Origin of the sequence: Micromonospora lacuserhaii (genome assembly GCF_036902735.1) — a bacterium.
In the GTDB taxonomy this organism is placed as follows: Bacteria; Actinomycetota; Actinomycetes; order Mycobacteriales; family Micromonosporaceae; genus Micromonospora.
The window spans coordinates 1-24,248 of the sequence record NZ_JBAKHO010000020.1; the positions used below are offsets into that span (position 1 = coordinate 1).

24 protein-coding genes are annotated in these 24,248 nt (G+C 74.3%); 14 read left to right on the forward strand and 10 right to left on the reverse strand.

Translation table 11 applies throughout. The features are described 5' to 3' along the window. Positions 1–531 precede the first annotated feature (531 nt). The 3 genes from V6U81_RS15415 to V6U81_RS15425 are packed head-to-tail and all read left to right on the forward strand — an operon-like array spanning position 532 to position 3,156. Positions 532–1,431: a hypothetical protein gene (locus V6U81_RS15415; RefSeq protein ID WP_334489841.1), complete on the forward strand. Its 900-nt coding sequence runs from the start codon at positions 532–534 to the stop codon at positions 1,429–1,431. A gap of 52 nt (positions 1,432–1,483) precedes the next feature. Next, positions 1,484–2,455: a pirin family protein gene (locus V6U81_RS15420; protein WP_334489844.1), complete on the forward strand. Its 972-nt coding sequence runs from the start codon at positions 1,484–1,486 to the stop codon at positions 2,453–2,455. Positions 2,456–2,508: 53 nt separating this feature from the next. Beyond that, a complete protein-coding gene (locus V6U81_RS15425; protein WP_334490027.1) occupies positions 2,509–3,156 on the forward strand; it encodes a hypothetical protein in 648 nt (215 codons plus the stop codon). Between the two features lie 213 nt (positions 3,157–3,369). Here the strand turns inward: V6U81_RS15425 and V6U81_RS15430 are convergent, their stop codons facing one another. Further along, the gene (locus V6U81_RS15430) at positions 3,370–4,029 is read right to left on the reverse strand and encodes a DUF1345 domain-containing protein (RefSeq protein ID WP_334489847.1); all 660 of its coding nucleotides are present in this window, start codon (positions 4,027–4,029) and stop codon (positions 3,370–3,372) included. A 36-nt stretch (positions 4,030–4,065) separates the two neighbouring features. Beyond that, complete coding sequence (locus V6U81_RS15435) at positions 4,066–4,335, reverse strand: DUF2795 domain-containing protein (RefSeq protein WP_334489850.1); 270 nt, start codon at positions 4,333–4,335, stop codon at positions 4,066–4,068. Positions 4,336–4,488: 153 nt separating this feature from the next. Here V6U81_RS15435 and V6U81_RS15440 point away from each other — a divergent pair, with 153 nt between their 5' ends. After that, the gene (locus V6U81_RS15440) at positions 4,489–4,902 is read left to right on the forward strand and encodes a DUF2267 domain-containing protein (RefSeq protein ID WP_334489853.1); all 414 of its coding nucleotides are present in this window, start codon (positions 4,489–4,491) and stop codon (positions 4,900–4,902) included. Between the two features lie 142 nt (positions 4,903–5,044). Here the strand turns inward: V6U81_RS15440 and V6U81_RS15445 are convergent, their stop codons facing one another. Further along, complete coding sequence (locus tag V6U81_RS15445; RefSeq protein WP_334489856.1) at positions 5,045–6,211, reverse strand: CaiB/BaiF CoA transferase family protein; 1,167 nt, start codon at positions 6,209–6,211, stop codon at positions 5,045–5,047. 259 nt (positions 6,212–6,470) lie between these two features. On the opposite strand from V6U81_RS15445, the gene V6U81_RS15450 reads away from it, so the two are divergent. The 4 genes from V6U81_RS15450 (at position 6,471) to V6U81_RS15465 (ending at position 9,276) form a co-directional block, all read left to right on the forward strand. After that, entirely contained in the window at positions 6,471–7,487 is a 1,017-nt protein-coding gene (locus tag V6U81_RS15450) for a TerC/Alx family metal homeostasis membrane protein (protein ID WP_334489859.1), read from the forward strand. A gap of 116 nt (positions 7,488–7,603) precedes the next feature. Further along, positions 7,604–8,203 (forward strand): sulfite oxidase-like oxidoreductase, encoded by a 600-nt coding sequence (locus tag V6U81_RS15455; RefSeq protein ID WP_334489862.1) that lies wholly within the window; start codon positions 7,604–7,606, stop codon positions 8,201–8,203. A gap of 1 nt (position 8,204) precedes the next feature. Continuing rightward, positions 8,205–8,966: a ferredoxin reductase gene (locus V6U81_RS15460; protein WP_334489864.1), complete on the forward strand. Its 762-nt coding sequence runs from the start codon at positions 8,205–8,207 to the stop codon at positions 8,964–8,966. 16 nt (positions 8,967–8,982) lie between these two features. Further along, positions 8,983–9,276 (forward strand): DUF6510 family protein, encoded by a 294-nt coding sequence (locus tag V6U81_RS15465; RefSeq protein ID WP_334489866.1) that lies wholly within the window; start codon positions 8,983–8,985, stop codon positions 9,274–9,276. A gap of 48 nt (positions 9,277–9,324) precedes the next feature. On the opposite strand, the gene V6U81_RS15470 is transcribed toward V6U81_RS15465, so the two are convergent. Further along, positions 9,325–10,554, reverse strand: a complete 1,230-nt coding sequence (locus tag V6U81_RS15470; protein WP_334489869.1) for an MFS transporter — start codon at positions 10,552–10,554, stop codon at positions 9,325–9,327. Between the two features lie 393 nt (positions 10,555–10,947). On the opposite strand from V6U81_RS15470, the gene V6U81_RS15475 reads away from it, so the two are divergent. Next, a complete protein-coding gene (locus V6U81_RS15475) occupies positions 10,948–11,481 on the forward strand; it encodes a GNAT family N-acetyltransferase (RefSeq protein ID WP_334489872.1) in 534 nt (177 codons plus the stop codon). 165 nt (positions 11,482–11,646) lie between these two features. Here V6U81_RS15475 and V6U81_RS15480 read toward each other — a convergent pair whose 3' ends face one another. Further along, positions 11,647–13,095: a M20/M25/M40 family metallo-hydrolase gene (locus V6U81_RS15480; protein WP_334489875.1), complete on the reverse strand. Its 1,449-nt coding sequence runs from the start codon at positions 13,093–13,095 to the stop codon at positions 11,647–11,649. Positions 13,096–13,212: 117 nt separating this feature from the next. Here V6U81_RS15480 and V6U81_RS15485 point away from each other — a divergent pair, with 117 nt between their 5' ends. Both V6U81_RS15485 and V6U81_RS15490 read left to right on the forward strand, forming a co-directional pair. Beyond that, entirely contained in the window at positions 13,213–15,363 is a 2,151-nt protein-coding gene (locus V6U81_RS15485; protein ID WP_334489878.1) for an amylo-alpha-1,6-glucosidase, read from the forward strand. A 43-nt stretch (positions 15,364–15,406) separates the two neighbouring features. After that, positions 15,407–16,708 (forward strand): NAD(P)/FAD-dependent oxidoreductase, encoded by a 1,302-nt coding sequence (locus tag V6U81_RS15490; protein WP_334489880.1) that lies wholly within the window; start codon positions 15,407–15,409, stop codon positions 16,706–16,708. Positions 16,709–16,743: 35 nt separating this feature from the next. On the opposite strand, the gene V6U81_RS15495 is transcribed toward V6U81_RS15490, so the two are convergent. The 3 genes from V6U81_RS15495 to V6U81_RS15505 form a co-directional block, all read right to left on the reverse strand. Continuing rightward, positions 16,744–17,811 (reverse strand): AI-2E family transporter, encoded by a 1,068-nt coding sequence (locus tag V6U81_RS15495; protein ID WP_334489883.1) that lies wholly within the window; start codon positions 17,809–17,811, stop codon positions 16,744–16,746. Positions 17,812–17,850: 39 nt separating this feature from the next. Next, positions 17,851–18,645 (reverse strand): spermidine synthase, encoded by a 795-nt coding sequence (locus tag V6U81_RS15500; protein ID WP_334489886.1) that lies wholly within the window; start codon positions 18,643–18,645, stop codon positions 17,851–17,853. A 131-nt stretch (positions 18,646–18,776) separates the two neighbouring features. Beyond that, on the reverse strand, positions 18,777–19,748 hold the full coding sequence (locus V6U81_RS15505) for a DUF2267 domain-containing protein (RefSeq protein ID WP_334489888.1): 972 nt from the start codon (positions 19,746–19,748) through the stop codon (positions 18,777–18,779). Positions 19,749–19,929: 181 nt separating this feature from the next. Between V6U81_RS15505 and V6U81_RS15510 the strand changes: the two genes are divergently transcribed. Further along, positions 19,930–20,241 carry a hypothetical protein gene (locus V6U81_RS15510; protein ID WP_334489891.1) on the forward strand — a complete coding sequence of 104 codons (312 nt, stop codon included), beginning with the start codon at positions 19,930–19,932 and terminating at the stop codon, positions 20,239–20,241. A gap of 174 nt (positions 20,242–20,415) precedes the next feature. Here V6U81_RS15510 and V6U81_RS15515 read toward each other — a convergent pair whose 3' ends face one another. Beyond that, the gene (locus V6U81_RS15515; RefSeq protein ID WP_334489894.1) at positions 20,416–20,766 is read right to left on the reverse strand and encodes an STAS domain-containing protein; all 351 of its coding nucleotides are present in this window, start codon (positions 20,764–20,766) and stop codon (positions 20,416–20,418) included. Between the two features lie 44 nt (positions 20,767–20,810). Then, the gene (locus V6U81_RS15520) at positions 20,811–21,212 is read right to left on the reverse strand and encodes an STAS domain-containing protein (protein WP_334489896.1); all 402 of its coding nucleotides are present in this window, start codon (positions 21,210–21,212) and stop codon (positions 20,811–20,813) included. 213 nt (positions 21,213–21,425) lie between these two features. Here V6U81_RS15520 and V6U81_RS15525 point away from each other — a divergent pair, with 213 nt between their 5' ends. Continuing rightward, positions 21,426–23,195: a PP2C family protein-serine/threonine phosphatase gene (locus V6U81_RS15525; protein WP_334489899.1), complete on the forward strand. Its 1,770-nt coding sequence runs from the start codon at positions 21,426–21,428 to the stop codon at positions 23,193–23,195. Beyond that, positions 23,192–24,241 (forward strand): cobalamin B12-binding domain-containing protein, encoded by a 1,050-nt coding sequence (locus tag V6U81_RS15530; protein WP_334489902.1) that lies wholly within the window; start codon positions 23,192–23,194, stop codon positions 24,239–24,241. The genes V6U81_RS15525 and V6U81_RS15530 overlap by 4 nt, the downstream gene beginning before the upstream one ends. The last annotated feature ends 7 nt before the right edge of the window (positions 24,242–24,248 follow it).

Sequence of the window (24,248 nt, forward strand, 5' to 3'; positions counted from 1 at the left end):
AGGTCTCCGCGTACCCGGACGCCTACGCCCAGTGGGAGCAGCAGGCCGCCGACCTCGTCGCCACGCACTGGAACAGCTGACCCCGATACCAACGACACGCTGGCCGGCACCCCTCACGGGGTGCCGGCCAGCGGCGTATCCGAATCTTGGACAGTTGCCGTCCACAGCTAACGCCAACCGTCCAAGATCTCCCCACCCCCATCCCCCAACCCCATTGATCATGAGGTTGGCGGCAGTGGAGGAGATCCACACCGCCGCTAACCCCATGATCAACGAGGCGGGCCAGGGGCGGGACGCGCGAGGCCAGGGGGCGGGGGGCGGAGGCGCGCGAGGCCACGGGCGGTACGCGCGCGGCCAGGGGCGGGGGCGAGGCGCGCGCGGCCAGGGGCGGGGCGCGCCAGGGTAGGCGAGGGGCGAGCCAGGCCAGAGGTCGGGCGCGCGGGGGAGCGCCTGGGGTGGTGGGCGTGGAGAACTGATCCGTTGGGGCGTCGGGTACGTACTTCCGGCGGGGGACCGCGGAAGGGGAACACCATGGCGGAGCCGGACCGGCGGCACGGGGCGACGGCGGGGGAGCAGCGACCGGAGCCGGTCGTCGAGGTGTCGGGCGAAACGGTCGATGAGCCCCGGCCGTCCTGGCCGCGGGGGGCCCGGCTGCTGGCTGCGGCGGCGGTCCTGGTGGTGGGGCTGGGCGCGGTCGCGGTGGTCGCCACGCTGGCCAACCCGGACCGGCTCGGGGTGGCCTTCTCCGGTGGCCGGGGCGGGCTGCCCAGCGACACCGTCGGCGCGGAACCGGGCGGGGCGGGCGCGGCCGAGCCGGCCGCCGAGCGGATCGGGACCGCCCCGCTCGCCGGCCGTCGCCGGGCCACCTTCGAGCTGGTCGACGGGGTCACCGCGGTACGGCTGCGGACCGAGGACCTCGGCGACGAGCTGTACCGGATCAGCGCGCCGGTGGACTCGGGCGTGCTGCCGCGGCCGGAGGTGCTCGGCGACCGGGTGCAACTGCGGGTGGAGAAGAGTGACCGACCCGGGCGGGACGCCGTGGACGTGGTCCTCAACTCCCGGCTGGTCTGGCGGCTGCGCCTGGTCGGCGGGGCCACCGAACACCTGCTCGACCTGACCGGCACCCGGCTCGCCGGGGTGGAGCTGATCGGCGGCGCCACCCGGGTCGACCTGCGGCTGCCCGAGGTGACCGGCACCCTGACGGTGCGGATGAGCGGCGGCGTGAACCAGTTCGCCGTCCGCGCGCCGGGCAGCCCGCCGGTCCGGATCCGCGCCGCCTCCGGCGCCGGCGGCATCACGCTGTACGGCGACCGGCGGGAGGGTGTCGCCGCCGGTCAGCTGATCAGCTCACCGAACTGGGACCGCTCGGTCGCGCGGATCTACCTCGACCTGGTCGCCGGCGCGAACACCGTCACCGTCGCCGGGGACTGAGCCGAACCCGACCCGGGGGTCGGGAGGGGGTCGCGCGGCATAGAGTCGGGCGGTGGACCGTACCGAGTCGTTGCCGGCGCAGACCCGACCACCCGGCGTGGCGCCGGTCGACCCGGGCAGCGTGCTGCTGCCCGGGCACGACGTTCCGCTGGGCCGCTACACCACCGTGCGGCGGCTGTTGCCACAGCGCCAGCGGCGGATGGTGGGGGCGTGGTGCTTCGTGGACCACTTCGGGCCTGACGACGTGGCCGAGCGGCCCGGCATGGAGGTGCCGCCGCACCCGCACAGCGGCCTGCAGACCGTGACCTGGCTGGTGGACGGCGAGATCGTGCACCGGGACAGCCTCGGCAACGTCCAGCCGATCCGCCCCGGCCAGCTCAACGTGATGACCTCCGGCCACGGCATCGCGCACTCCGAGCGGTCGCCGGCGACCCGCCCGCCGCTGATGCACGGCCTCCAGCTCTGGGTGGCCCTGCCGGATCCGGCGCGGGCCGGCGCGGCGGACTTCGCCCACCATGCCGACCTGCCCCGGTGGTCCGACGGCGACTGGGACCTCACCCTCCTCGTCGGGGAGCTCGCCGGCGAGCGGTCCCCGGCCGTGGTGCACACCCCGCTGCTCGGTGCGCAACTCGAGGCCCGCGGGCCAGCGCCGGCCACGCTGCGGCTGCGCCCCGACTTCGAGTACGCGCTGCTGGCGATGTCCGGCGCGGCGCGGGTGGAGGGCCATGCCCTGGCCCCCGGCGCGCTGCTCTACCTGGGTGCCGGGCGGGACCTTCTGGAGCTGACCGCCGAGGCGGGCACCCGCCTGATGCTGCTCGGCGGTGAGCCGTTCGACGAGCCGCTGGTCATGTGGTGGAACTTCGTCGGCCGCTCGCACGAGGAGGTGGTCGCGGCGCGGGATGAGTGGATGGCCGGTCGCCGCTTCGGCGTGGTGGCCGACGACGACGCGCCGCCGCTGCCCGCCCCCGAGCTGCCGACCACCCGGCTGAAGGCCCGCGACCGGCGCGGCGGCTTCCGCGGCTGAGCAGGCGTGCTCGCCGGCCCGACGGGTAGTCGCGGGGCATGACTCGCAGTGTGATGTCCCGTACCGAGGATCAGAAGCGCCTGGTCCGGCGGCTCGCCGGGGACCGCGGCTTCGCCGAGCAGTACGGCTTCCGGGTGACGAACAACCCGTCGAGCCTGTTCCAGCTGCTCTGCCTGGCCGTCCTGCTCGCCCGCCGGGGCGACTTCCGGCGCGCGGTGGACGCCGCGCACGCCCTGCCCGACCATGGCTGGGACAGCGCCGCCCGGCTCGCCCGCTCGCTGCACGCCGACCGGGTAGGAACGCTGCGCGACGCCGGTCAGCGCGGCGACGTCGACGGGCTGGCCGACGTCCTGGGTGACCTGGCCCGCACCGTCGTCGAGCGGTACCGGGGCGACCTGCGCCGGCTGCGCTCGACGGCCGGCTACGACCCGGCCCGGGAGCGGGCGTTGCTCACCGCGCTGCCCGGGGTGGACGACGAGGTGGCCGACCTGTTCCTGCGCGAGACGCAGGCGCTGTGGCGGGAGGTGGCGCCGGTCGCCGACCGGCGGGCGTTGACCGCCGCGCGTCGGCTGGGACTCGGCCGGTCCGCCGCCGACCTGGCCGACCTGGCCGGCAGCGGCGAGTCGGAGCGGCTCGCCTGGCTGGTCGGGGCGCTCGCCCGGGTCGACCTGGAACAGCGGTACGCTGAGGTGACCCCCTGACGGGGGAGGGTGCGTTGTCCCACAGTTCCGTCGAAAATCAGCCGTACGGATGATGCCTGTCGTACGATGATCGTGGCAGAGATGCCCCGCCCGGTTCGGGCGACGAAAGTCCACCTCTCGGCGGTTCGCCGAGTGAACAGGTGCGCGTGGCGCCCCAGGTCAGCGGTTCGCGGCCCGGGGCGCCCGCCTGTTTCCGGGCCCGTCTCGACCGGTTCACCGTGCCAGACTGGCCACCAGGTTAACCGTCGTGGCGATGATGATGGCGCCGAACAGGTACGACAGCATCGCGTGCCGCAGCACCGTGCGGCGCATCTCGTGGCTGGTCAGGTCGGTATCGGAGACCTGGAAGGTGGCCCCCACGGTGAACGCCAGGTACGCGAAGTCGGTGTAGCACGGCCGGCCGGGCTGGTGGAAGTCCACGCCGCCGTCGTCGCCGGTGTAGTAGATCCGGGCGTACCGGGCGGTGTAGACGGTGTGTACGACGGTCCAGGACAGCAGCACGCTGAGCACCGCGAGGCCGCCGTAGAGGTCCCGGGTCAGCCCCGGACTGGTGGCGTGCGCGGTCAGCACCACGACCACCGCCAGCAGGCTGGCCAGGCAGGCGACCAGCAGCAGGATGTCCCGGATGGCCCGGTTCGGGTCCTCGTACACGGCAAGCCGCGCGGTCCGGTCGCCGTCCACCGGCCAGAGTGCCCGCCAGACCAGCGCCAGCCAGCTCGCCGCGGCGGCGTCCCAGCCGACCAGCGGGCTCAGCGCGAGTGAGACGAGCGCGGCCCACAGGCCGCCGGCCACCACCCCGATCACGCCCATGACGATGAGCTGGACGACCGCGGGGGTGTGCCCGTCCGGCGCCCGCCCGATCACCGGTGGCACGCCAGGCGTCCGCCGACCGTGCGCACCGGCGGCGGGTCAGATGCCGCGCAGGTGCTGGGACACGCGCGGGTGCCTTTCGCGGGCCTGGGCCGCGCGCTGGGACCGGCTCACCTCCGGCGCGGCGTCGATGCCGGCGGAGCGGGCCACCTCGTTGCCGTTGGCGTAGTCCACCGGGGGCAGCGCACGCAACGCCTTGAGCACCTCCGGCGGGGCGCCCTCCCGCTCCGCCTCACGCACGACGTCGTCCTTCTCCGCCGGGTAATCCAGGCTGGACAGGTACTGCAGGACGTCGGTGTAACTCGCCATGGGGTGGGCTCCCTCGCCGCCTCGATACCGGTTCCGACCGGCCGCGCTTACCCGACCGCCGGCCGCTCACGCACCGTCCCCGTCGAAAATTCGCCCGGTTTCCCGAGCGTCGGGCCGGGTAGGCGAGCTGCCCCATGCGGAGGGAGCAGCGCGATGGACTACGACACCTTCGTCGACCAGGTCGCCCGGCGGACGCGGACCGGCTCGGAGCGGGCGGTGGAACTGACCCGGGCCACCCTGGAGACGCTCGCCGAGCGGCTGACCGGGGGTGAGGTGCTCGACCTGGCCGCGCAGCTGCCCGCCCCGTTGCGGCTGGCGCTGCGGCCGAGCCCGAGCGGCGAGGCGGCCGACCGGTTCGGGGCAGCGGAGTTCGTCGCCCGGGTGGGGCGGCGGGCGGACGTCGACGAGCCGGCGGCCCGGGACGCGGTCCGCGCGGTCTTCGTGACCGTGCGCGAGGCGATCACCGGGGGCGAGTTCGACGACATGGTCGTCCAACTGCCCCGCGACTACCGGGAGATGGTCGAGCCGGCCCTGACCCCGGGCGCCAGCACGATGCGCCGCGCCTGACCCCGGGCGCCAGCACGATGCGCCGCGCCTGATCCCGGGCTCCGGCTCCGCCGCGCCTGACCGCACCGACTCGCCCCGGCTCGGCGGCCGTGCCCGGCCCGGTCGGGCGGGCAGGCACCGGCCGCCGGGCGGGCGAACGTCCTCAGGCGACCGTCCCGGCGGCGCGCAGCGCGGCGATCCGGTCGGCGTCGAAGCCCGCCTCGGCCAGCAGCTCGTCGGTGTGCTCGCCGGGCTCCGGCGGGGGCCGGCGGACCGAGGTGGGGGTGGCCGAGAACCGGGGTGCGGGTGCCGGCTGGGTCACCCCGTCCTCGGTGACGAAGGTGCCCCGGGCGGCGAGGTGCGGGTGCTCGGGCGCCTCCCGCCAGTCCAGCACCGGCGCGACGCAGGCGTCCGAGGTGGCGAGCAGGTCGGCCCACTCGTCCCGGGTTCGGGTCAGGAACAGTCGCGCCCAGGCGGCACGCAGCGCGGGCCAGTTCGCCGGGTCCGTGCGGTCGGGCGCGTCGTCGCCGGGGAGCGGGAAGCCGGTGAGCCGGACCAGCTCGTCGTAGAAGCGCGGCTCCAGGGCGCCGACGGCGAGGTGCCGCCCGTCGGCGCACTCGTAGGTGTCGTAGAACGGCGCGCCGCCGTCGAGCAGGTTCACCCCGCGCGGGTCCTGCCACATCCCGAACCGGCGCAACGCGTGGATCTGGGTGCTGAGCACCGAGACGCCGTCGACGATGGCCGCGTCGACCACCTGGCCGGGGCCGCCGGCGCGGACGGCGTACAGGGCGGAGACGATGCCCAGGGCGAGCATCATGCCGCCGCCGCCGAAGTCGCCGAGCAGGTTCATCGGCGGCACCGGGCGCTGACCGGGGCGGCCGATGCCGTGCAGCGCCCCGGTCAGCGCCAGGTAGTCGATGTCGTGGCCGGCCGTCTGGGCGAGCGGGCCGTCCTGGCCCCAGCCGGTCATCCGGCCGTACACCAGGCGGGGGTTGACCTCCAGGCAGTCCGCCGGGCCGAGGCCGAGCCGTTCGGTGACGCCCGGCCGGTACCCCTCGACCAGCGCGTCCGTCCCGCGGACCAGGGCGAGCACGACCTCGCGGCCCGCGGCGGACTTCAGGTCGACGGCCACCGACCGGCGGTTGCGGTTCAGCAGGTCGCCCGGCGGGCTGCCGAAGGCGGCCGGGGCGGTGCGGTCGACCCGGACCACGTCCGCGCCGAGATCGGCGAGCATCATCGCGGTGAACGGCCCGGGTCCGATGCCGGCCAGCTCCACCACGCGGACGCCGGTGAGCGGGCCGACCGGGGCGGCGGGGGCATTGTCGGTCATCGGGCCACGATAGGCGCAGCCCTCTCGGGGCGTCACACCCGAGCCCCGCGGGAGCGTCCACACAGCGGTTGACCAGGGCAACCAGGTGGCGCGGGAGTTGGCGGACGGGGTGAGCCTGCCCTAACCTTGACGCACGAGGGGAGTACTTCCCACGAACCATTCCGGTCAGTACGGCGCGCCCCGGGCGCGCCTCGGGTGGTTGCCCACGATCGGTGGGTGAAGGAGACCTCGAACATGGCACGGTGTTCGAGGAGGCTCCATGACGGACATGTCGTACCTGGCTGCCGAGCTCCAGTCGGTCGGCACACCCACGCTCTGGGCGGTGACCATCGCCGGCGTGCTCGCCCTGCTGGTGCTGGACTTCCTGGTCACCCGCAAACCGCACGAGGTGTCGATCAGGGAGGCCCTCGGCTGGTCGGCGTTCTACATCGCCCTGCCGCTGGCCTTCGGCGCCTGGATCTGGTCCCGCTTCGGCTCCCAGCAGGGCGTCGAGTACCTCACCGGTTACCTGGTCGAGAAGTCGCTCTCGGTCGACAACCTCTTCGTCTTCATGCTGCTGCTGGCCGCGTTCGCGGTGCCCGCGGTGCTCGCCCAGCGGGTGCTGCTCTACGGCATCGCCGGCGCGCTGGTGCTGCGCGCCATCTTCATCGCCCTCGGCGCCGCCGCCCTGCAGACGCTGGACTTCGCCTTCCTGCTCTTCGCCGTCATCCTGATCGCCACCGCGGTCAAGCTGCTGCGCGACGCCCTCGCCGGGCACGAGCAGGAGGTCGACATCAACAAGATGCGGTCGGTGAAGCTGCTGCGCAAGGTGATGCCGGTGGTCGAGGACTACCACGGCACCCGGATGATCATCCGGCAGCACGGTCGCCGGGCGCTCACCCCGTTCGCCCTGGTCGTGGTGGCGGTGCTGGCCACCGACATCGTCTTCGCCGTCGACTCGGTGCCCGCCGTCTACGGCATCACCGAGGATCCGTACCTGGTCTTCGCCACCAACGCCTTCGCGCTGCTGGGGCTGCGGGCGCTCTACTTCGTGCTGCACGCCGCGCTGAGCCGCCTCGTCCACCTCAGCTACGGCCTGGCCGTCATCCTGGCCTTCATCGGCGTCAAGCTGGGCCTGCACTGGGCGCACGGAATCTGGTCCGGCGTGCCGGAGATCCCCACGCTCGCCTCGCTCGGCGTCATCATCGGCGTCCTGGTGGTCGTGACCCTCACCAGCCTGCGGGCCACCCGCGACCGGGCGCCCGGCGACCACGACACGGTCTCCGACCGGCACTGACCCGGCCCGCGCCGGCGGCGACCCGATCAGGGCCGCCGCCGGCTCCGCGCCCGGCCACCGGTCCCGGGTACGCCCGAACGATCCCGCCGCCGCTCGCCGGGTGGTACGACTGACGGGTGGGAATCGTCTCTCCGGGCTTTCAGGGCCGACGTCGCACGACCGGACCGGATCTGCCCCCGGGGCAGTACCTGACCGAGGACTTCCCGGTGCTCTCCGCCGGGCCGACACCCAGGGTCCCGCTGGACACCTGGGAGTTCGTCGTCACCACCGAGGCCGGCGCCGAGTTCCGCTGGTCCTGGGACGAGCTGATGGGCCTGCCGCAGGAGACGCCGACCGTCGACATCCACTGCGTCACCCGCTGGTCCAAGTTCGGCACCAGCTGGCAGGGCGTCTCGCTGGACGTCCTGCTGGACGGGATCGACACCGCCGCCGACTACGCGCAGGCCCACTCGTACGGCGGGTACACCACCAACCTGCCGCTGGACGACCTGCGCGACGGGCAGGCGTGGGTGGTGCACGGCTACGACGGCGACCCGCTCCCCGCCGAGCACGGCGGCCCGGCCCGGCTGCTGGTGCCGCACCTCTACCTGTGGAAGTCGGCCAAGTGGGTGCGCGGCATCCGGTTGACCGTCGAGGACGAGCCGGGCTTCTGGGAGACCGCCGGCTACCACGACTATGGCGACCCCTGGCGCGAACAGCGCTACCAGGGCGACTGAGGTGGCCGCGACGACGACCGGCGGCCGGGTGAGCGCCCCGCTCAGGTGGCGGGTGGGCCGGCTGGTGGAGCGCCGGGTCGAGACGCCGTCCGCGCAGACCCTCGTGCTGGAGGTGCCCGACTGGCCGGGGCACCTGCCGGGGCAGCACGTCGACGTCCGGCTGACCGCCGACGACGGCTACCAGGCCGCCCGGTCGTACTCGCTGGCCGGCCCGGCCGACGGGGACCGGATCGCGCTGACCGTGCAGCGGGTGGCCGACGGCGAGGTGTCGCCGTACCTGACCGATGTCTACGCCGAGGGCGACCCGGTGGAGATCCGCGGCCCGGTGGGTGGCTGGTTCGTCTGGCGGACCCAGGAGACCGCGCCGGTGCTGCTGATCGCCGGCGGGTCGGGGGTGGTGCCGCTGATGGCGATGATCCGGGCCCGCCGGGCCGCCGGCAGCCGCACCCCGTTCCGGCTGATCTACTCGGTGCGCACCCCCGCCGACGTCATCTACGCCGACGAACTGCGCGCCCGGGCTCGCGACGACCTGGGCCTGGACGTGACGTACGTGTACACCCGCGAGGCCCCCGAGGGCTGGCGGGGCGAGCCGCACCGGGTCGGGCTGGCCGACGTCAACACCCACGGCTGGCCGCCGGACCTGGAACCGCTCTGCTACGTCTGCGGTCCCACTGGCTTCGTGGAGACCGTGGCGGACCTGCTGGTGGGGCTGGGCCACCAGACCCGGCGGGTACGGACCGAACGGTTCGGACCCACCGGTTGACCGGCGAGGAGAGCCGATGACCGACATGTCCTACGTGGACGGCAACATGCTCGACGGGCCGCTGCGGGAGCTGTTCGCCGTCGACCTGAGTGCCGCGACCGGGCGCTGCGAGTCGTGCGGGACGATCGGCCCGATGGCCGGGCTGCACGTCTTCTCGCACGCGCCAGGGCTGGTGGGCCGCTGCCCGGTCTGCACGGAGGTGATGCTCCGGCTGGTCCGGGCACCCGACCGGGCCTGGCTGGACCTGCGCGGCACCACCTTCCTCCAGGTGCCGATGCCGGCGCAGCAGCCGTTCCCGCGCTTGCTCTGAGGCGGCTTGCCGCTGTCCGTACCGGCGCCAACCGATCGGTGGCCATGCTCAGCCGCTCGTCGCGCCGAGCCGCCGCCACACGGCGGCGGTGAGCACCGTCAGGACGCCGGCCGCCGCCCAGAAGGGCGCGGTGACGAGCCCGGTGGTCTGGGCCAGCACGCCACCGAGCGCGGTGCCGATCGCCGCGCCGCCCAGGTCGGCCAGCGCGTACACGCTGTTCACCCGCCCGCGCAGCCGGTCCGGGACGAGCCGCTGGCGCAACGACACCACCAGCACGCCCCAGACCATGGCGTGGACGCCCCAGACGGCCAGCGCCGCCCCGGCCACCCACGGCTGCCGGGTGGTGGCAAGCACCACTTGGAGCCCGACCTCGATCAGCAGCCCGGCGCGCAGCAGGTTCGGGGTGCCGAACCGGGCCCGCAGCCGGGTCGCCAGCGCGGTGCCGGCCAGCCCGCCCGCGGCGGACGCGGTGAGCAGCAGCCCGTAACCGACCTCGCCGAGCCCGAGCCGCTGCCGGGCGTAGAGCACGAACACCGCGAACGCCGCGCAGAACGCCACGTTCATCACCGCGATGCAGCCGGCGAGCGCCCGCAGTACCGGCACCGACCACAGTGCCCGTACCCCGGCGGCGATGTCGGCGCGCAGCGATCGCCGCTCACCAGCGGGTGCGGCGTCGACCGGCGGTGGCACCGGCCGCCACCGCAGCAGCGCCACCAGCAGCGCGGCCAGCCCGAAGCTGGCCGCGTCGACCGTGAACGGCAGCGCCGCCCCGACGGTGAACAGGTACGCCCCGAGCGGCTTCGCGGCGAACTGGTTGCCCACCACGAAGGTGGCGAAGAGCCGGCTGTTGGCCCGCTCCAACTGCTCCGCGGACACCACCGACGGCAGCAGCGCGCCGGAGGCGGTGTCGGCGAGGGTCTCCCCGACACCGGTCAGGAAGAACGCCAGGCAGACGACCGGCACGGTGGCGGTGCCGGTGACCACGGCGACGGCGAGCGCGGCGAGCACCGCGCCCCGGGCGAGGTTGACCCCGACGATCAGCCGGCGTCGGTCGAGCCGGTCCACCAGCGCCCCGCTGACCAGGGCGAAAAGCAGCCACGGCAGTTGCGGGGCGAGCGCGGCGGCGGCCACCGCGGCCGGCTCGTCGCTGATCGAGGCGACCAGCAGCGGGCCGGCGACCATGGTGACCCCGTCGCCCAGATTGGAGACGGCGTTGGCGGTCCAGAGCCGGGCGAAGTCCCGCCCGAGCCGGGGCTTCCCGGCGGCGACGGCGGTCATCGGGACCACCGGGGAAGGTGGCGACGTCCGGGCACGCGGAGGCGCCCGCACGGAGACTGCGGAGACACGAGGAACTCCCTCGGAAGCGATGTGGTGGCGTGCGGACACGCCGGGACGGGGGACCCGCGCGGTGGCGGGTCACCTGATCGCTTCGCGACGGACGACGGGTGCGACCCGGAAGGGCCGGCGAGGGGCGGCGGCGCCGCCGGGACTCAGGACACCAGGACGATCGCCCGCGACGAAGCGGAAGCCAGCATCGTGCCGAGAGGAGCCATGCCCATGATCAGCCTCCGATCGTGGTGGGGTGCCGATCACCGTAGGGGCCGGCCCGTCCCTGCGCCACCCCGGTTTCCGGCTGGACAACGCCGCGCCGGCCGGCGAGAGTGGTCGGCCGTGAGATACCTGCGCAGCTCCGGCGCGGTCGGCATCCGCCGGCCCCGCCCGGCCGACGAGGCCGAGTTCATCGCCGCCGCCCGGCGCAGCCACGACCTGCACCACCCGTGGCTGACCGCCCCGGACACCCCGGAGAAGTACGCCGCGTACCTGGCGAAGAGCCGCCGCCGCGACCAGCAGAGCTTCCTCATCTGCGACCGGCCGAGCGGGGAGATCGCCGGCTACGTCAACATCAGCGGCATCATCATGGGTCCACTGCGCGGCGGGTTCATGGGCTACGCCGCGTTCCTGCCGTACGCCGGGACGGGGCACGCCTCGGCCGGCATCGGGCTGGTGCTGGCGCACGCCTTCGACACCCTCGGCCTGCACCGGGTGGAGGCCAACATCCAGCCGGCGAACGAGCCGTCGAGGCGGGTGGCCCGCAAGCTCGGCTTCCGGCAGGAGGGGTACTCGCCCGACTACCTCTTCATCGACGGGGCGTGGCGCGACCACGAGCGCTGGGCGATCACCTTCCCGGCGCCCGCCCAGCGGTGAGAGGACACCGGGGACGCCGGCGGAGTGGATTTCCGGATGAGCGATATGACGCAGAGGCATGAATATGCCTCTGCGTCATATCGCTCATGACGACAACAGGGTGTCCGTCAGACCGCCTGGCACGGGTCGCCATCCGCGTCGTCGACACGGGTGCGACCAGGGGTCTCAGCTGCCGGGGCGGGGGAACGCGACCGGGCTGCGCTGGCCGGCCCGATCGACGGCCCGGACGCCGAAGAAGACGTTGTCCTTCGACAGGTCGACGGTCACCTCGGTGACGTCGCCGACCGGGATCACCCGCTGCCACTCGGCCGCGGTGGTCTCCCGCCACACCACCTCGTAGCCGGCCAGGTCCGGCTCGTCGCCGCGCCGCCAGCGCAGCGTGGTGTCGTTGGTGAGGTTGGTGGTGACGATGATCGCGCCCTTCGGGGTGCCCGGCGCCTGGGCCAGCGACCAGAGCGTCGCGCCGTTGACCCGGGCGACCCGGGTGATGTAGTCGAAGTCGCAGAACTGCGGCAGGTCGCCGTACTGGACTCCGTCGACCACCCGGACGTCCTGGTGCTGGTGGGCGAAGTCCTCGTTCGGCTCGGTGAACCGGCCGGCCGGCCAGCCCTCCCGCAGGAACGGGATGTGGTCGCTGCCGCGCAGGTAGCGGTCCCGCCGGTAGATGACCCGGACCCGCATCCCGGTGGCGCCGTTCTCGGCCACGTCGCTGACGAACCGGGCCAGCTGCCGCGACGGGGAGTCGTTCTCGCCGCCCACCGACTGTCGGGTGGTCGCCTCGGCCGGCGTCTCGGCAGTCGGCACGCCCTCGGCGAAGAGTCGGACGCTGCGCGGGTCGCGGGTGCCGTCGTCGGCGGTGCTGGAGCCGATGATGTCGTTGCTGAACATGCCCTGGATGTCGACGCCGGCGGCCTTGAACTGTTGCGCCAGGTACGTCGATCCGTACAGGCCCTGTTCCTCGCCGGCCACCGCGGCGAAGACGATGGTCGCCTCGGTGCGCCGGGTGGCCATCACCCGGGCCAGCTCCATCAGCACCGCCACGCCCGAGGCGTCGTCGTCGGCGCCCGGCGCGTCGCTGACCGCGTCCATGACGTCGGTGGCGCGGGAGTCGTAGTGGCTGGTCACCACGTACACCCGGTCGGGGTGGGTGTCGCCGCGCAGGGTGGCCACCACGTTGGTGATCCGGGTGGCGACCGGGATGCGGGAGGCGGGCTGCTGCACGTACGACTGGAGGGCGACGGTCATCCGGCCGCCGGAGGCGGCGGCGTACCCGGAGAGCTGCGCGAAGATCCAGTCCCGGGCGGCGCCGATGCCCCGGGCCGGGTCGTCCTGGTTGGAGAGGGTGTGCCGGGTGCCGAACGCGGCGAGCCGGCGGACGGTGGCCTCGATCCGGTCGCGGTCCACCTCCCGGAGCAGGGCCCGCAGCTCGGGGTCCGGTTCCTGTGGGCGGATCGGGTGGCCCGGCCCGGGCGGCGGCGCGGCGTCGTGGGCGGCGGCCGGCCCGGCGGCCAACGGTACGGCGACGGTGGCGGCGGTGGCGACGGCGGAGGCGGACAGGAAGGTGCGGCGGGTGGACCTCGTGGGCCGGCCGCCGGTGCTCTCGTGTGCTCCCATGAGTGGCATCCTCACCACATTCGATGCCGTCTGTCCATATACATCAGTATGGATCGAGTGGTTTTCACCCAGAGCGGGTGACGACGCCCGGTGAGCCGCGCTCCTAACGTGGGACGCATGGCCTCCGTGCGTCCGACGCCCGCCGACCCGATGCCCGGCCTGCGCACCACCACCCAGAGCGGCGACCAGCGGGCCATGCCGCCCGAGCTCGGCCCCGACTCCATCGCCGTGCTCAGCGGCCCCACCTTCATGTACTCCGACCGGTGTGGCGACGTCCCACCCCGGAGCATCGGCGGCCTGGTGCACCTGGACACCCGGCTGCTCAGCGGCTGGGTGCTTACCGTCAACGGCGGCCGGCTGCTGGCGCTGCGCTCGCAGACCCTGCAGCACTACTCGGCCCAGTTCGTGCTGACCAACCCCGAGCTGCCCGGCCTGCCCCCGGACAGCCTCGGCATCCGCCGGCTGCGCTACGTCGGCGACGGCTTCCACGAACGGGTCGAACTCTTCTCGTTCCGCCCGGATGCGGTCCACATCGAGCTGCGGCTCGCCGTGGCGGCCGACTTCGCCGACCTGTTCGAGGTCAAGTCCGGTGTCCGGGACCGGTCCGCGGACATTACCCGCACGGAGACCACCCAGGGGACCGCGTTGAAGTTCTCCTACGCCAGCGGCGACTTCGCGGTGCAGACCCGGGTCCGCTGCTCACCGCCCCCGCACCGGGTCGAGGGCGACGACCTGGTCTGGGAGGTGGACCTCTCCCCACGGCAGGAATGGAAGCTGGACCTGCACGTGCCGCTGCCGCCGGGGTTGGGCGTGGTCGAGGCGGTCTGCGGCGACATCACCGACGTGGTCCAGGGCCGGGTCGACGACCCGCTGCGCCGCTGGGTGGTCGACCGGGCCGCCCTGCGCAGCGACAACCCGGTGCTGGAGAAGACCGTCCGGCAGTCCCGCGACGACCTCGGCGCGCTCCGCCTCGACCTGGAGATCAAGGGTCAGCGGGTGATGCTGCCCGGCGCCGGGCTGCCCTGGTTCCTCACCGTCTTCGGTCGGGACACCCTCGTCACCGCGTACCAGACCCTGGTCGCCGGGCCGACGCTGGCGCAGGGCGCGCTGCTGGCCCTGGCCCGGTTGCAGGGCACCCGGTGCGACGACTTCACCGACGAGGAACCCGGCAAGATCCTGCACGAGTACCGCAGCGGCGAACTGACCCGCACCGGGGTCAAGCCGTACACGCCGAACTACGGCACCGCCGACGCCACCCAGCTCTGGCTGATCCTGCTCTCCGAGTACTGGCGTTGGACCCGCGACGACCACACCGTGCGGTACCTGCGCGACAACGCGCTCGCCGCGCTGCGCTGGATCGACGAGTACGGCGACCGGGACGGCGACGGCTACGTCGAGTACGGCACCCGGTCTCTCGAGGGCCTCGGCAACCAGTGCTGGCGGGACTCGCCCGACGGGGTCTGCTTCTCCGACGGCCGCATCCCGGTGCTGCCCATCGCCACCAGCGACCTGCAGGGCTACACGTACGACGCCAAGGTGCGGCTGGCCGAGCTGGCCGACGGACCGCTCGCCGACCCGGAGCTGGCCCGTCGGCTGCGCGCCGACGCCGCCGAGCTGTACGAGCGTTTCAACCGGGACTTCTGGATCTCCGAGCGCGGCGGCTACTACGCCGTCGGCCTGGACGGCGACAAGAACCGGATCGACTCCAAGACCTCCAACATGGGTCACCTGCTGTGGAGCGGCATCGTCCCGGCCGAGCGCGCCGGGCAGGTGGCGGGGCAGCTGATGTCACCGGACATGTTCTCCGGGTGGGGCGTCCGCACGCTGTCCCGGGAGGACCGGCTGTACAACGCGCTCGGCTACCACCTGGGGACCGTCTGGCCGCACGACAACTCGCTGGCCGCCCTCGGTCTGGTCCGCTACGGGTACCGGGCCGAGGCGAACCGGATCGCCCTGGCCATGTTCGAGGCGGCGGAGCAGTTCGGCTACCGGCTCCCCGAGGCGCTCAGCGGCTACCCCCGCGAGACGATGATGTTCGCGGTGCCGTACCCGACCGCGTGCAGCCCGCAGGCCTGGGCGACCGGCGCGCCACTGGCCCTGGTCCGGGCGATGCTGGACCTCAACCCGGTCGACGGTCGGCTGGTCCTCGACCCCGACGTCCCGGCCGAGTTCGGTCGGATCACCGCCGAGCGGGTCCGGGCCTTCGGCCACTGCTGGGAGATCGAGGCGGTCGGCCGCACCGGGTACGTCCGCCTGCAGGCCGGCTGAACGGCCACGTTTGCCCGGCGGGTCGACGGGAACGGCAGCGGGCATGACGAAACCTCGTGTGGTGATCGTGGGGGCCGGGTTCGCCGGTTACCACGCGGCGAAGACGTTGAGCAAGATGGCCCGCGACCGCGCCGAGATCGTGGTGCTCAACTCGACCGACTACTTCCTCTACCTGCCGCTGCTGCCCGAGGTGGCCGCCGGCGTGGTGGAACCGACCCGCATCTCCGTGCCGCTCAGCGGCACCCTCAAGGGGGTGCGGGTGGTCGTCGGTGAGGCCGACCAGGTGGACCTGCAGAACCGCTGGGTCGGCTTCACCCAGCCCGAGGGGGACCGGGGCCGGCTCGCGTACGACCGCCTCGTGCTCGCCGTGGGCAGCGTCAACAAGCTGCTGCCCATCCCCGGGGTGACCGAGTACGCGCACGGCTTCCGCGGCCTGCCCGAGGCGGTCTACCTGCACGACCACGTGATCCGCCAGATCGAGCTCGCCGAGCAGGCCGAGGATCCGGCCGAGCAGCGGGCCCGGGCCACCTTCGTGGTGGTCGGCGCCGGGTACACCGGCACCGAGGTGGCCGCGCACGGCCAGCTCTTCACCGACGCGCTGCGCGCCCAGCGACCCGACCTGAAGATCCGTCCGCGCTGGATGCTGCTGGATGTCGCGCCCCGGCCGCTGCCCGAGCTGGACGAGCGGATGTCCCGTACCGCCGACCGGGTGCTGCGCCGACGCGGCGTGGACGTGCGGATGGGCACCTCCGTCGCCGAGGCAACCGCCGACGGGGTGAAGCTCACCGACGGCGAGTTCGTGCCGACCTGCACCCTGGTCTGGTGCGTCGGGGTACGCCCCGACCCATTCGTCGCCGACCTGGGCCTGCGCACCGAGAAGGGCCGGCTGGTGGTCGACGAGTACCTCAACGTCCCCGGCTTCCCCGAGGTGTACGCCTGCGGCGACGCCGCCGCCGTGCCGGACCTGGTCCGCCCCGGGCAGATCTGCACGATGACCGCGCAGCACGCGCAGCGGCAGGGCAAGCTCGCCGCGCAGAACATCGCCGCCTCGTACGGGCAGGGCACCCGGAAGCCGTACAAGCACCACGACCTGGGTTGGGTGGTCGACCTGGGCGGCAAGGACGCGGCGGCGAACCCGTTGAAGGTGCCGCTGTCCGGGCTGCCGGCGAAGACGGTAACCCGCGGGTACCACCTGCTGGCGATGCCCGGCAACCGGACCCGGGTCGGGGCGGACTGGGCGCTCGACGCCGCGCTGCCCCGCTCCGCCGCCCAGCTCGGGCTGGTGCCCGCGCACGTCGTACCGCTGGAGAGTTCGTCGCCGGAGGTGCCCGCCCGGATGCGCTGACCGGTGGGGACCGGGCCGGCGCACCGGCCCGGTCGTCAGCGCCGGTCCTCGGTCGGGTCGGGCAGTGAGCGCTTCCCGGTGGGGGTGAACTCGCGCAGCAGGATCTGCCCGACGCCAGCGGCCGGGATGGCGAGCAGGGCGCCGAGCAGCCCGGCCAGCTCGGCCGCGACAAGCACGCTGATCAGCACGGTCAGCGGGTTCAGCCGGACCGCCCGGGACATGATCACCGGTTGCAGCAGGTGGTTCTCCACCTGCTGGTAGACGACGAAGAAGACCAGCACCACCACACCCGCGGTGGGGGAGTGCAGGAACGCCGCGCCCGCGGCGAGGACCGCGCCCACCGTCGCGCCGACCAGGGGGACCAGGTCGGCCACCGCGACCACCAGGGCGATCACCGCCGCGTACGGCACGCCGGTGAGGAGCAGCACGAGGTACGTCAGGCCGCCGCAGAGCACACTGATCAGGAGGTTCCCGCTGAGATAGCCGGTGATGGTCCGGGAGGTCTCCCGCCCGATCCGCCGCAGTCGCTCCGCCGGACCGTCCCCGACCAGCCCGAGGCTTCCCCGGACGATCCGGGGGGCCTCCAGCACCATCAGGTACGCCAGCACCACGACCGTGACCACGCCGGCGAGGGTCTCCAGCACCCCCCGGACCAGGCCGACCGCCGGCCGACCCAGGTCACCGCCGTACCGCTGGATCTGGTCGGCGTGGCTGCGGGCGTACTCCAGCAGGCCGACGCGGTCCAGCACCCGGGCGAACGGGCCCCGCCCGGCGCGGGTCTCCCGCAGCAGTTCCGGGGCCCGGTCGACGAACCGGCCCAGCTCGTCGGCCAGCGGCACCACGATCACCGTCCCGACCGCGGCGAGCAGGGCGAACGTCGCCAGGAAGACCAGCAGGGTGGCCAGCGCGCGGTGTCGGACCAGCCGGCGTTCCAGCCGGTCGACGAGGGGTTTCAGCGGGACCGCGAAGAACGCCGCGACCAGGATCCAGATCAGCACCCGGTGAATTGCCCAGATCACCGCCAGCCCGGCCCCCGAGGCCAGCACCAGACCGATCACGATCAGCGCCCGGCGGGCGGTTGCCCGGTCCTCGGCGGCACTCATCCGGCGCGGCTACCCACCCGCGACGCCGGGAAACCCCCGTCAGCCCGCGGCGAGACCCGCGTCGGTCGCCGGGCGCGCCCCGCCGACGAACCCGTCGAGCGCCGCGCCGTGCAGCACGCCGCCGGGCACGACGTCGGCGCTGGCGCGGCCGGCCAACCGGCGGACCGGCAGCCGGTCCGGGCGGTGGGCGGCGGCCAGCACCACGTTGCCGTACCTGCGCCCGCGCAGCATCCGCCGGTCGGCGACCAGGCAGACGTCCGCGAAGACCGACCGCAGGGTGGCCACCTGCACCCGGGTGAAGACCAGCGGGGGCAGGTCGGTGACGTTGACCAGGTACATCCCGTCGGCGTGCAGCGTCCGTCCCACCTCGGCCACGAACTCCCGGGCGGCCACGTGGGCCGGCATCCGGGCCGCCCGGTAGATGTCCGCCAACACCAGGTCGTACGCCCCGGCCGGCGCGCCGGTCACCGCCTCCCGCGCGTCGGCCACCTCCACCCGGACCTCCGGCGGCAGCGGCGGCAGCTCGCGGGCCACCAGCTCCACCACTGCGGCGTCCCGCTCGACCACCCGCTGCGGCGAACCGGGCCGGGTGGCCGCCACGTAGCGGGGGAGGGTCAGCGCGCCGCCACCGAGGTGCAGCACCCGGCACGGGTGGCCGGCCGGTGCGGCCAGATCGACCAGGGTCGCCATCCGGCGGACGTATTCGAAGTGCAGGTGGCGGGGGTCGGCGACGTCCACGTACGACTGGGCCACCCCCGCCGCGAGCAGCGTGCGACCGGTCCGTCGGGCCGGGTCGACGACCAGCTCCAACCCGTCGGCGGCGGCACTGTCCATGCCCGGCACGCTAGCCGACGGCACCGGTCCCGCCCGGCGCCCGGGTCCACCGCCGTCGGGGTCCGGAGTACGGCGGGCGGGGGCCGGCGGGCGTACCGCCCACCGGCCCCGGCCCGGTCACACCGCGCGGCTCAGCCGGCGGCCATCCCCGCGCCGGCCTCCTCGATCGCGTCGTCGACCCGGTGCGCCAGGTCCACGTCGAGGGGGGTCACCGCGTCGGCCTGCCCGGTGCGGACGGTCAACACCGCGTTGTCGGGGTCGGGGCGGCCGATCTGCGGCCCCCGTCCCGTGTCCACCCGGAGCTGGTCGAGCCGGTCGAGCACCCGGTCGAGGTTGGCCGCCGGCAGCTCGATGGTGCGTACCAGCGACCGCCGGTCGCTCGACCAGTACGGCAGGTCGGCCAGGGCGTCCCGCAGCTCCTGCTCGGTCAGCCGCGCGGTGGCGCTGCGCGAGCCGACCAGGCCGCCACCCGGCTCGGGCGGTGTCAGCAGGTCACGCAGCCCGTCCGGGACGTGCAGCGACTCGACCAGGTCGCCGTCGTGGGCGGCCAGCGCGGCGAGCGTCGCCTCCGCCTGGTAGCGGGCCTCTTCCGGGGTGAGGCTGCTGAGCCGGCTCACCTCGGACAGGAATCCCGGCAGGTCCTCGTGCCGCTCGATGCCGTCGACCGGCACCACGTCGTGCAACTTCGTCGGCACGGCCTCGAGCAGTCGGGCGCGTTCCGCCTCGCCCAGCGCCCAGGCCAGGGTCAGCACGGTCGCCTCGGCGGCCACCTTCGCCGTGGAGAAGTCCGCCCCGGATCTGCGGCCCACCTCGTCGACCAGCTCCCGGTAGCCCATCGGCCGTCCCGCCGGCCGTCCCGCGTCCGGCATCGGCCGGGGCGCGGTCGCCACCGCCGGGGGCGGCGGAGCCGGTCCGCCCCGGGTGCTGTCCGGCTTGCGCCGGCCGGCCGGCGGGGGACCGGACCGCTTACCGCGGTCGAGGCTGGTCATCTGCTTGGACGCGCTCAGGGTGGAACCAGTCTCGCTGGGCAGCCGACCCTGTTCCCGGGCCTGGCGGGCCAACGCTCGACGGCGCTGGTTGTCGCCCTCCATCTGCTTGCGCATGGTGGACCTCGCTCCCTGTCGGGTTCACCTTCCCCGACCGCGTTCCCGCCGCCGTGCGGAAGGTAACGGCCGGCGGCCGCCGACAGGTTCACTCCCGGGGGGTGAGGGGCGCTCACCCGTCCCGGCCGCAGTCTCGGAACCGGACCGCAGTTCTTCCGATGCACGCGGAAGGAAGGTCGTCATGAAGAGGATCGTCGAGATCGTCCCCGCTCGCCCCGGTTGGTACGCCCGGTGGCAGGTGGCCCCAGAAGGGACCCGGAGCTACCCGGTCAGCCTGTGGGCGCTGCTGGAGGAGTCCGACGGCTCGGGCCGCGAGGTGATCGGCGTGGACTGCGCCGGACAGTGGCCCGGATCGGACGACAACGAGGCGGCTGCGGAGTTCGTCCGGTACCTGTTCCAAACGCCCGATTCCGGCGCGCCCGAGGACGCCGAGCCGCCGTCGACGGCCGAGCTGCGGTCGACCGGTCCGCGACTGCAACCGGTCACCGCCTAGACCCTCCTCCGGCCCCCGGCCCCTGGTCCCAGGGTCGGGGGCCACCCCGTCCACCGGGGAGGCCCCGGGCCGGCCGCCGGCGAGGCGGTCGGCCCGCGGCGCTGCCGCTCAATTGGGTTGTGGCTCAGCCGGCGCTGCCGCTGAGCCCGTGCTGCGCTCAGCCGGCGCTGCTGCTCAGCCGGCCTCGCGCGCGTCGTCGACGGCGCTGAGGCCGCGTTCGACGGCGAGCAGCTCGGCCAGGCCGGTGCGGTCCAGCAACTGCTGCAACTGGGAATTGACGCCGGTGAGCCGGACCGGCCCGGCGCCGGCGCGGCTGAGCACCACGAACGCGCTGAGCCCGGACGAGTCGCAGAGGCCGACCCCGTGGAGGTCGAGCAGCAGCTCGCGGTATCCGTCCGCTCGGGCCACCTCAGCCACGGCGATCAGCTCCGGCGCCGTGTCGAAGTCGAGGTCGCCCGTCAACCGCAACCGGGCGCACCCGGCGTCGAGCCGGGTCACCTCGATGGAGAGCAGCGGGGAGGGCATGCGTACATGTTCCCAGCCCGTCGCGATCGGGAAACGCCCGGGGCTCAGGCGGAGGCGGCGGAGTGGTCCGGGTGGCCGAACTCCGGGCGCGCGGCGCCCCGCTCGGGGAGCGGACGGGCGAGCAGCCCCGTGACGCCGGTCATGTCGAGGATGGTCTGCAGGAAGCGCGGCGTGGCGCGCAGCCGGACGGCGGTGCCGCCCTGCTGACCCTCCCGCCAGGCGTGCACGATGACCGACAGCCCCGTGCTGTCGATGAAGAGCAGCTCGGCGAAGTCGAGGACGAGCACCGCCGGACCGGTCGCGAGCACGCGGTCGATCTCCGTGCGCAGTGGCGCCGAGCTGGTGAACGCGAGGTCGCCGCCGACGGAGATGACCGGCGCGGCCGGGTCCGAGTGGTCCACCGAGATGTTCAGCGCGGTGGCCTCGGGCTTCCTCGCAGTGGGCACCAGAAACGCCTTTCCGCAGGGCTGCCGGTCGGGCAGAGGGCTTTTCCGGGATCGTAACAACACCGGGCGGAGCCCGCCCGGTAGGCGATCCGCGCCCACCGGCCGTGGGGTGGCGGTCCCGGCACACCGGCGTAGGGTGGGGCGAAGAGATTGGAACACACCGGGCGTTTCCGCTGAACCGCGGGTGTCGAGACGAGGAGTGGGGCTCAGCTGGTGACTGCTGCCGACGTCAGGGGCTCGGACCCGGGCGACGGGCGGATCTCCACGCCGAGTGCCGCACGGGCTCCGGCGTGGCCCGCCGACGCCGTCGTCCGCCGCTCCGGCGTGCTGCCACCGCTGGCCCCCGACCGCGGCCACCCCGAGCCCGACTGGTCGGAGGTCGTCGAACACTTCCGCGAGGGCCTGGTCATCTGTGACGCCCACGGCGTGGTCCGGCACCTGAGCCCGGTCGCCGAACGGCTGCTACCCGAGGTGACCGTGGGGCACACGCTGGCGGCCACCGGAATCGCCGAGCTGACCGACGAGGCCGGCTCGCCCGGGTTCGGCCGCGGCGACCGTCGGCTGCGGGTCCGGCGGGTCCCGCTCTCCGGCGGCCGGGTCTGCCTCTACGTCGAGGACGTCACCGAGAGCGTCAGCCGGGCCGACGCGCTCCTCGCCGAGCGGGCCCGCTCGGCCTTCCTCGCCGTGGTCGGCGAGAAGCTCGGCAATCCGCTGCACCCGGACCGGGCCGCCGCCGCGGTGGTCCGGCTCACCGTACCGACGCTGGCCGAGGTCGCCGTCCTGGTGCTCGCCCCCCGCTCCGGCCGGGCCCGTTGGTGGCGGGCCACCCGCGTCGACGATGATGCGCCCGCTGTGGAGAGCGGCATGCTGCCCGCCGCCGAACTGCCCGGGGCGATCGCCGAGGGGCTCACCGGCGTCGAGCCGCACGCGGTCGACTGGCTGGTCGAGCAGGCGGTCGAGGCCGGCTGGCTGCCCGGCCTGACTGCCCGCGAGGTGACCGCCCGGGTGGTCCCGCTGCCCGGCCCCGACACCCCGGCCGGCGTGCTGCTGGTGGCCCGCCGCGCCACCCGCTGGTACGACGAGGCCGACGTGGAGCTGGTGCGCGCCTTCGCGGCCCGGGCCGGCGCCGCGCTGACCACCGCAGTGCTCTACCGCGACCAGGCCGAGGTGGCCGACACCCTTCAGGCCAGCCTGCTGCCGGTGGAACCGGCCAGCATGACCGGGGTGCAGTGGGGCACCGCGTACCGGCCGGCGCAGGCGAGCCTGCGCATCGGCGGCGACTTCTACGGCTCGCACCGGCTGCCCGACGGGGGCTCGGTGTTCTTCCTCGGCGACGTCTCCGGCAAGGGCGTCGAGGCGGCCGTCTTCACCGGCCAGCTGCGCCAGTGTCTGCAGGCGCTGCACCGGGTGGAGTCCCAGCCGGCCCGGCTGTTGAAGCTGCTCAACGACGCGTTGCTGGAGACCACCCAGGCGCACGGCCAGGGCCGCTTCGCGACCATGGTGCTCGGCGTGGTGCGCCCGCAGCGCGACGGGGGCCTGACCCTGACCATGGCCGGCGGCGGTCACCTGCCGCCGCTGGTGCTACGCGCCTCCGGCGAGGTCGAGACGGTGCCGTTGACCGGCATGCTGATCGGCGTGGTGCCGGATCCCCGGATCGGCGAGGTGACCGTCCGCCTCGAGCCGGGCGAGACCTGCCTGCTCTACAGCGACGGGGTGACCGAGGCGCGCGGTGGCCGGCGCGGTGACGAGCAGTTCGGCCAGGAGCGGCTGGTCAACGCGATCACCGACTGCTACCGGGTGCCCGCCCCGGCGCTCGCCGAGCGGGTCGAGCAGGTGACCTGCGACTGGCTCGCCCACGGCGACCACGACGACATCGCGGTGCTCGCGCTGCGCGCCACCGGCCCCGGAGGGCGGCCGCCGCGGCACCTGCACGCCGTACCCGGCGAGGGTCGGCCCGGTGAGGCGAGGGAGAACCGAACGTGACCACCGTGACCACGGAGACCGACCCGGCGCGCGCGTACCGCGACTTCCTGGAGTCGTTGGCGGAGGCCGACGAGTACGGCGCCATCGACGTGGCCCTCAACCTGCTAGACGCCGGCGTGCCCGCCGAGCGGGTGCTGCTCGACCTGGTCGCCCCGGCGCAGACGGAGGTGGGGGAGCGCTGGGCCCGCAACGAGTGGAGCGTCGCCCAGGAGCACGCCGCCACCCACATCAGCGAGCGGGTGGTGGCCGCGGTGGCCGCCCACGCCAACCCGCGACCCACCCGGGGCCGGATCGTGGTCGCGTGCATGGACGGCGAGTGGCACGCCCTGCCGCCCCGCCTGGTGGCGGAGGTGCTGCGGCTGCGGGGTTGGCAGGTGACCTTTCTGGGCGCGAGTGTCCCGGCCGCGCACCTGGTGTCGTATCTGCACCGGCACGACGCGCACGCGGTGGCGCTGGCCTGTGCGCTGCCGATGCGGTTGCCGCACGCGCACCGGATGATCGAGGCGTGCCGCCGCAGCGACGTCCCGGTCGTCGTCGGTGGCCGCGGGTTCGGCGACGACGGCCGGTGGGCGCGCGGGCTCGGGGTGGCCTGGGCGCCGGACGCGCCGACCGCGGCCGACCTGGTGGCCGACGAGCGGGCGCTGCGCCGGGTCCGGCCGGCCGACCTGCCGCACCTGGCCGACGACGAGTACGCCAGCCTGGTCAAGCGGCGCGGCGAGTTGATCGACTCGGCCCTGGCCGACCTGCGCGACCGGGTGCCGTCGGTCAACGACTACACGCCGGCCCAGCTCGACTCCACGGTCAGTGACCTGGGCTACATCGTGGACTTCCTCGCCGCGGCGCTCTACGTCGACGACAGCACCCTGTTCACCGAGTTCGTCGCGTGGCTGGTGGAGATCCTGGCCAGCCGCGGGGTGCCGGCCGGGGCGGTCGGCCTGACCCTCGGGCACTACCACCGGTCGCTGCGCGACTTCCCCCGGGCCGCGCGGTTCCTGACGCTGGCCGAGGCGGAGGTCCCGGCGCTGCGCGGCGCCGGCCGGGGCTGATCGCGGG

What these genes read in the sequence shown, in the direction of transcription:
- V6U81_RS15465 (WP_334489866.1), top strand. Translation starts at nt 8,983, where the DNA reads ATGACCGACATGTCCTACGTGGACGGCAACATGCTCGACGGGCCGCTG.
- V6U81_RS15445 (WP_334489856.1), bottom strand. Translation starts at nt 6,211, where the DNA reads ATGACCGACAATGCCCCCGCCGCCCCGGTCGGCCCGCTCACCGGCGTC.
- V6U81_RS15505 (WP_334489888.1), bottom strand. Translation starts at nt 19,748, where the DNA reads ATGCGCAAGCAGATGGAGGGCGACAACCAGCGCCGTCGAGCGTTGGCC.
- V6U81_RS15470 (WP_334489869.1), bottom strand. Translation starts at nt 10,554, where the DNA reads ATGACCGCCGTCGCCGCCGGGAAGCCCCGGCTCGGGCGGGACTTCGCC.
- V6U81_RS15435 (WP_334489850.1), bottom strand. Translation starts at nt 4,335, where the DNA reads ATGGCGAGTTACACCGACGTCCTGCAGTACCTGTCCAGCCTGGATTAC.
- V6U81_RS15495 (WP_334489883.1), bottom strand. Translation starts at nt 17,811, where the DNA reads ATGAGTGCCGCCGAGGACCGGGCAACCGCCCGCCGGGCGCTGATCGTG.
- V6U81_RS15510 (WP_334489891.1), top strand. Translation starts at nt 19,930, where the DNA reads ATGAAGAGGATCGTCGAGATCGTCCCCGCTCGCCCCGGTTGGTACGCC.
- V6U81_RS15500 (WP_334489886.1), bottom strand. Translation starts at nt 18,645, where the DNA reads ATGGACAGTGCCGCCGCCGACGGGTTGGAGCTGGTCGTCGACCCGGCC.
- V6U81_RS15440 (WP_334489853.1), top strand. Translation starts at nt 4,489, where the DNA reads ATGGACTACGACACCTTCGTCGACCAGGTCGCCCGGCGGACGCGGACC.
- V6U81_RS15485 (WP_334489878.1), top strand. Translation starts at nt 13,213, where the DNA reads ATGGCCTCCGTGCGTCCGACGCCCGCCGACCCGATGCCCGGCCTGCGC.
- V6U81_RS15415 (WP_334489841.1), top strand. Translation starts at nt 532, where the DNA reads ATGGCGGAGCCGGACCGGCGGCACGGGGCGACGGCGGGGGAGCAGCGA.
- V6U81_RS15480 (WP_334489875.1), bottom strand. Translation starts at nt 13,095, where the DNA reads ATGGGAGCACACGAGAGCACCGGCGGCCGGCCCACGAGGTCCACCCGC.
- V6U81_RS15490 (WP_334489880.1), top strand. Translation starts at nt 15,407, where the DNA reads ATGACGAAACCTCGTGTGGTGATCGTGGGGGCCGGGTTCGCCGGTTAC.
- V6U81_RS15515 (WP_334489894.1), bottom strand. Translation starts at nt 20,766, where the DNA reads ATGCCCTCCCCGCTGCTCTCCATCGAGGTGACCCGGCTCGACGCCGGG.
- V6U81_RS15450 (WP_334489859.1), top strand. Translation starts at nt 6,471, where the DNA reads ATGACGGACATGTCGTACCTGGCTGCCGAGCTCCAGTCGGTCGGCACA.
- V6U81_RS15425 (WP_334490027.1), top strand. Translation starts at nt 2,509, where the DNA reads ATGTCCCGTACCGAGGATCAGAAGCGCCTGGTCCGGCGGCTCGCCGGG.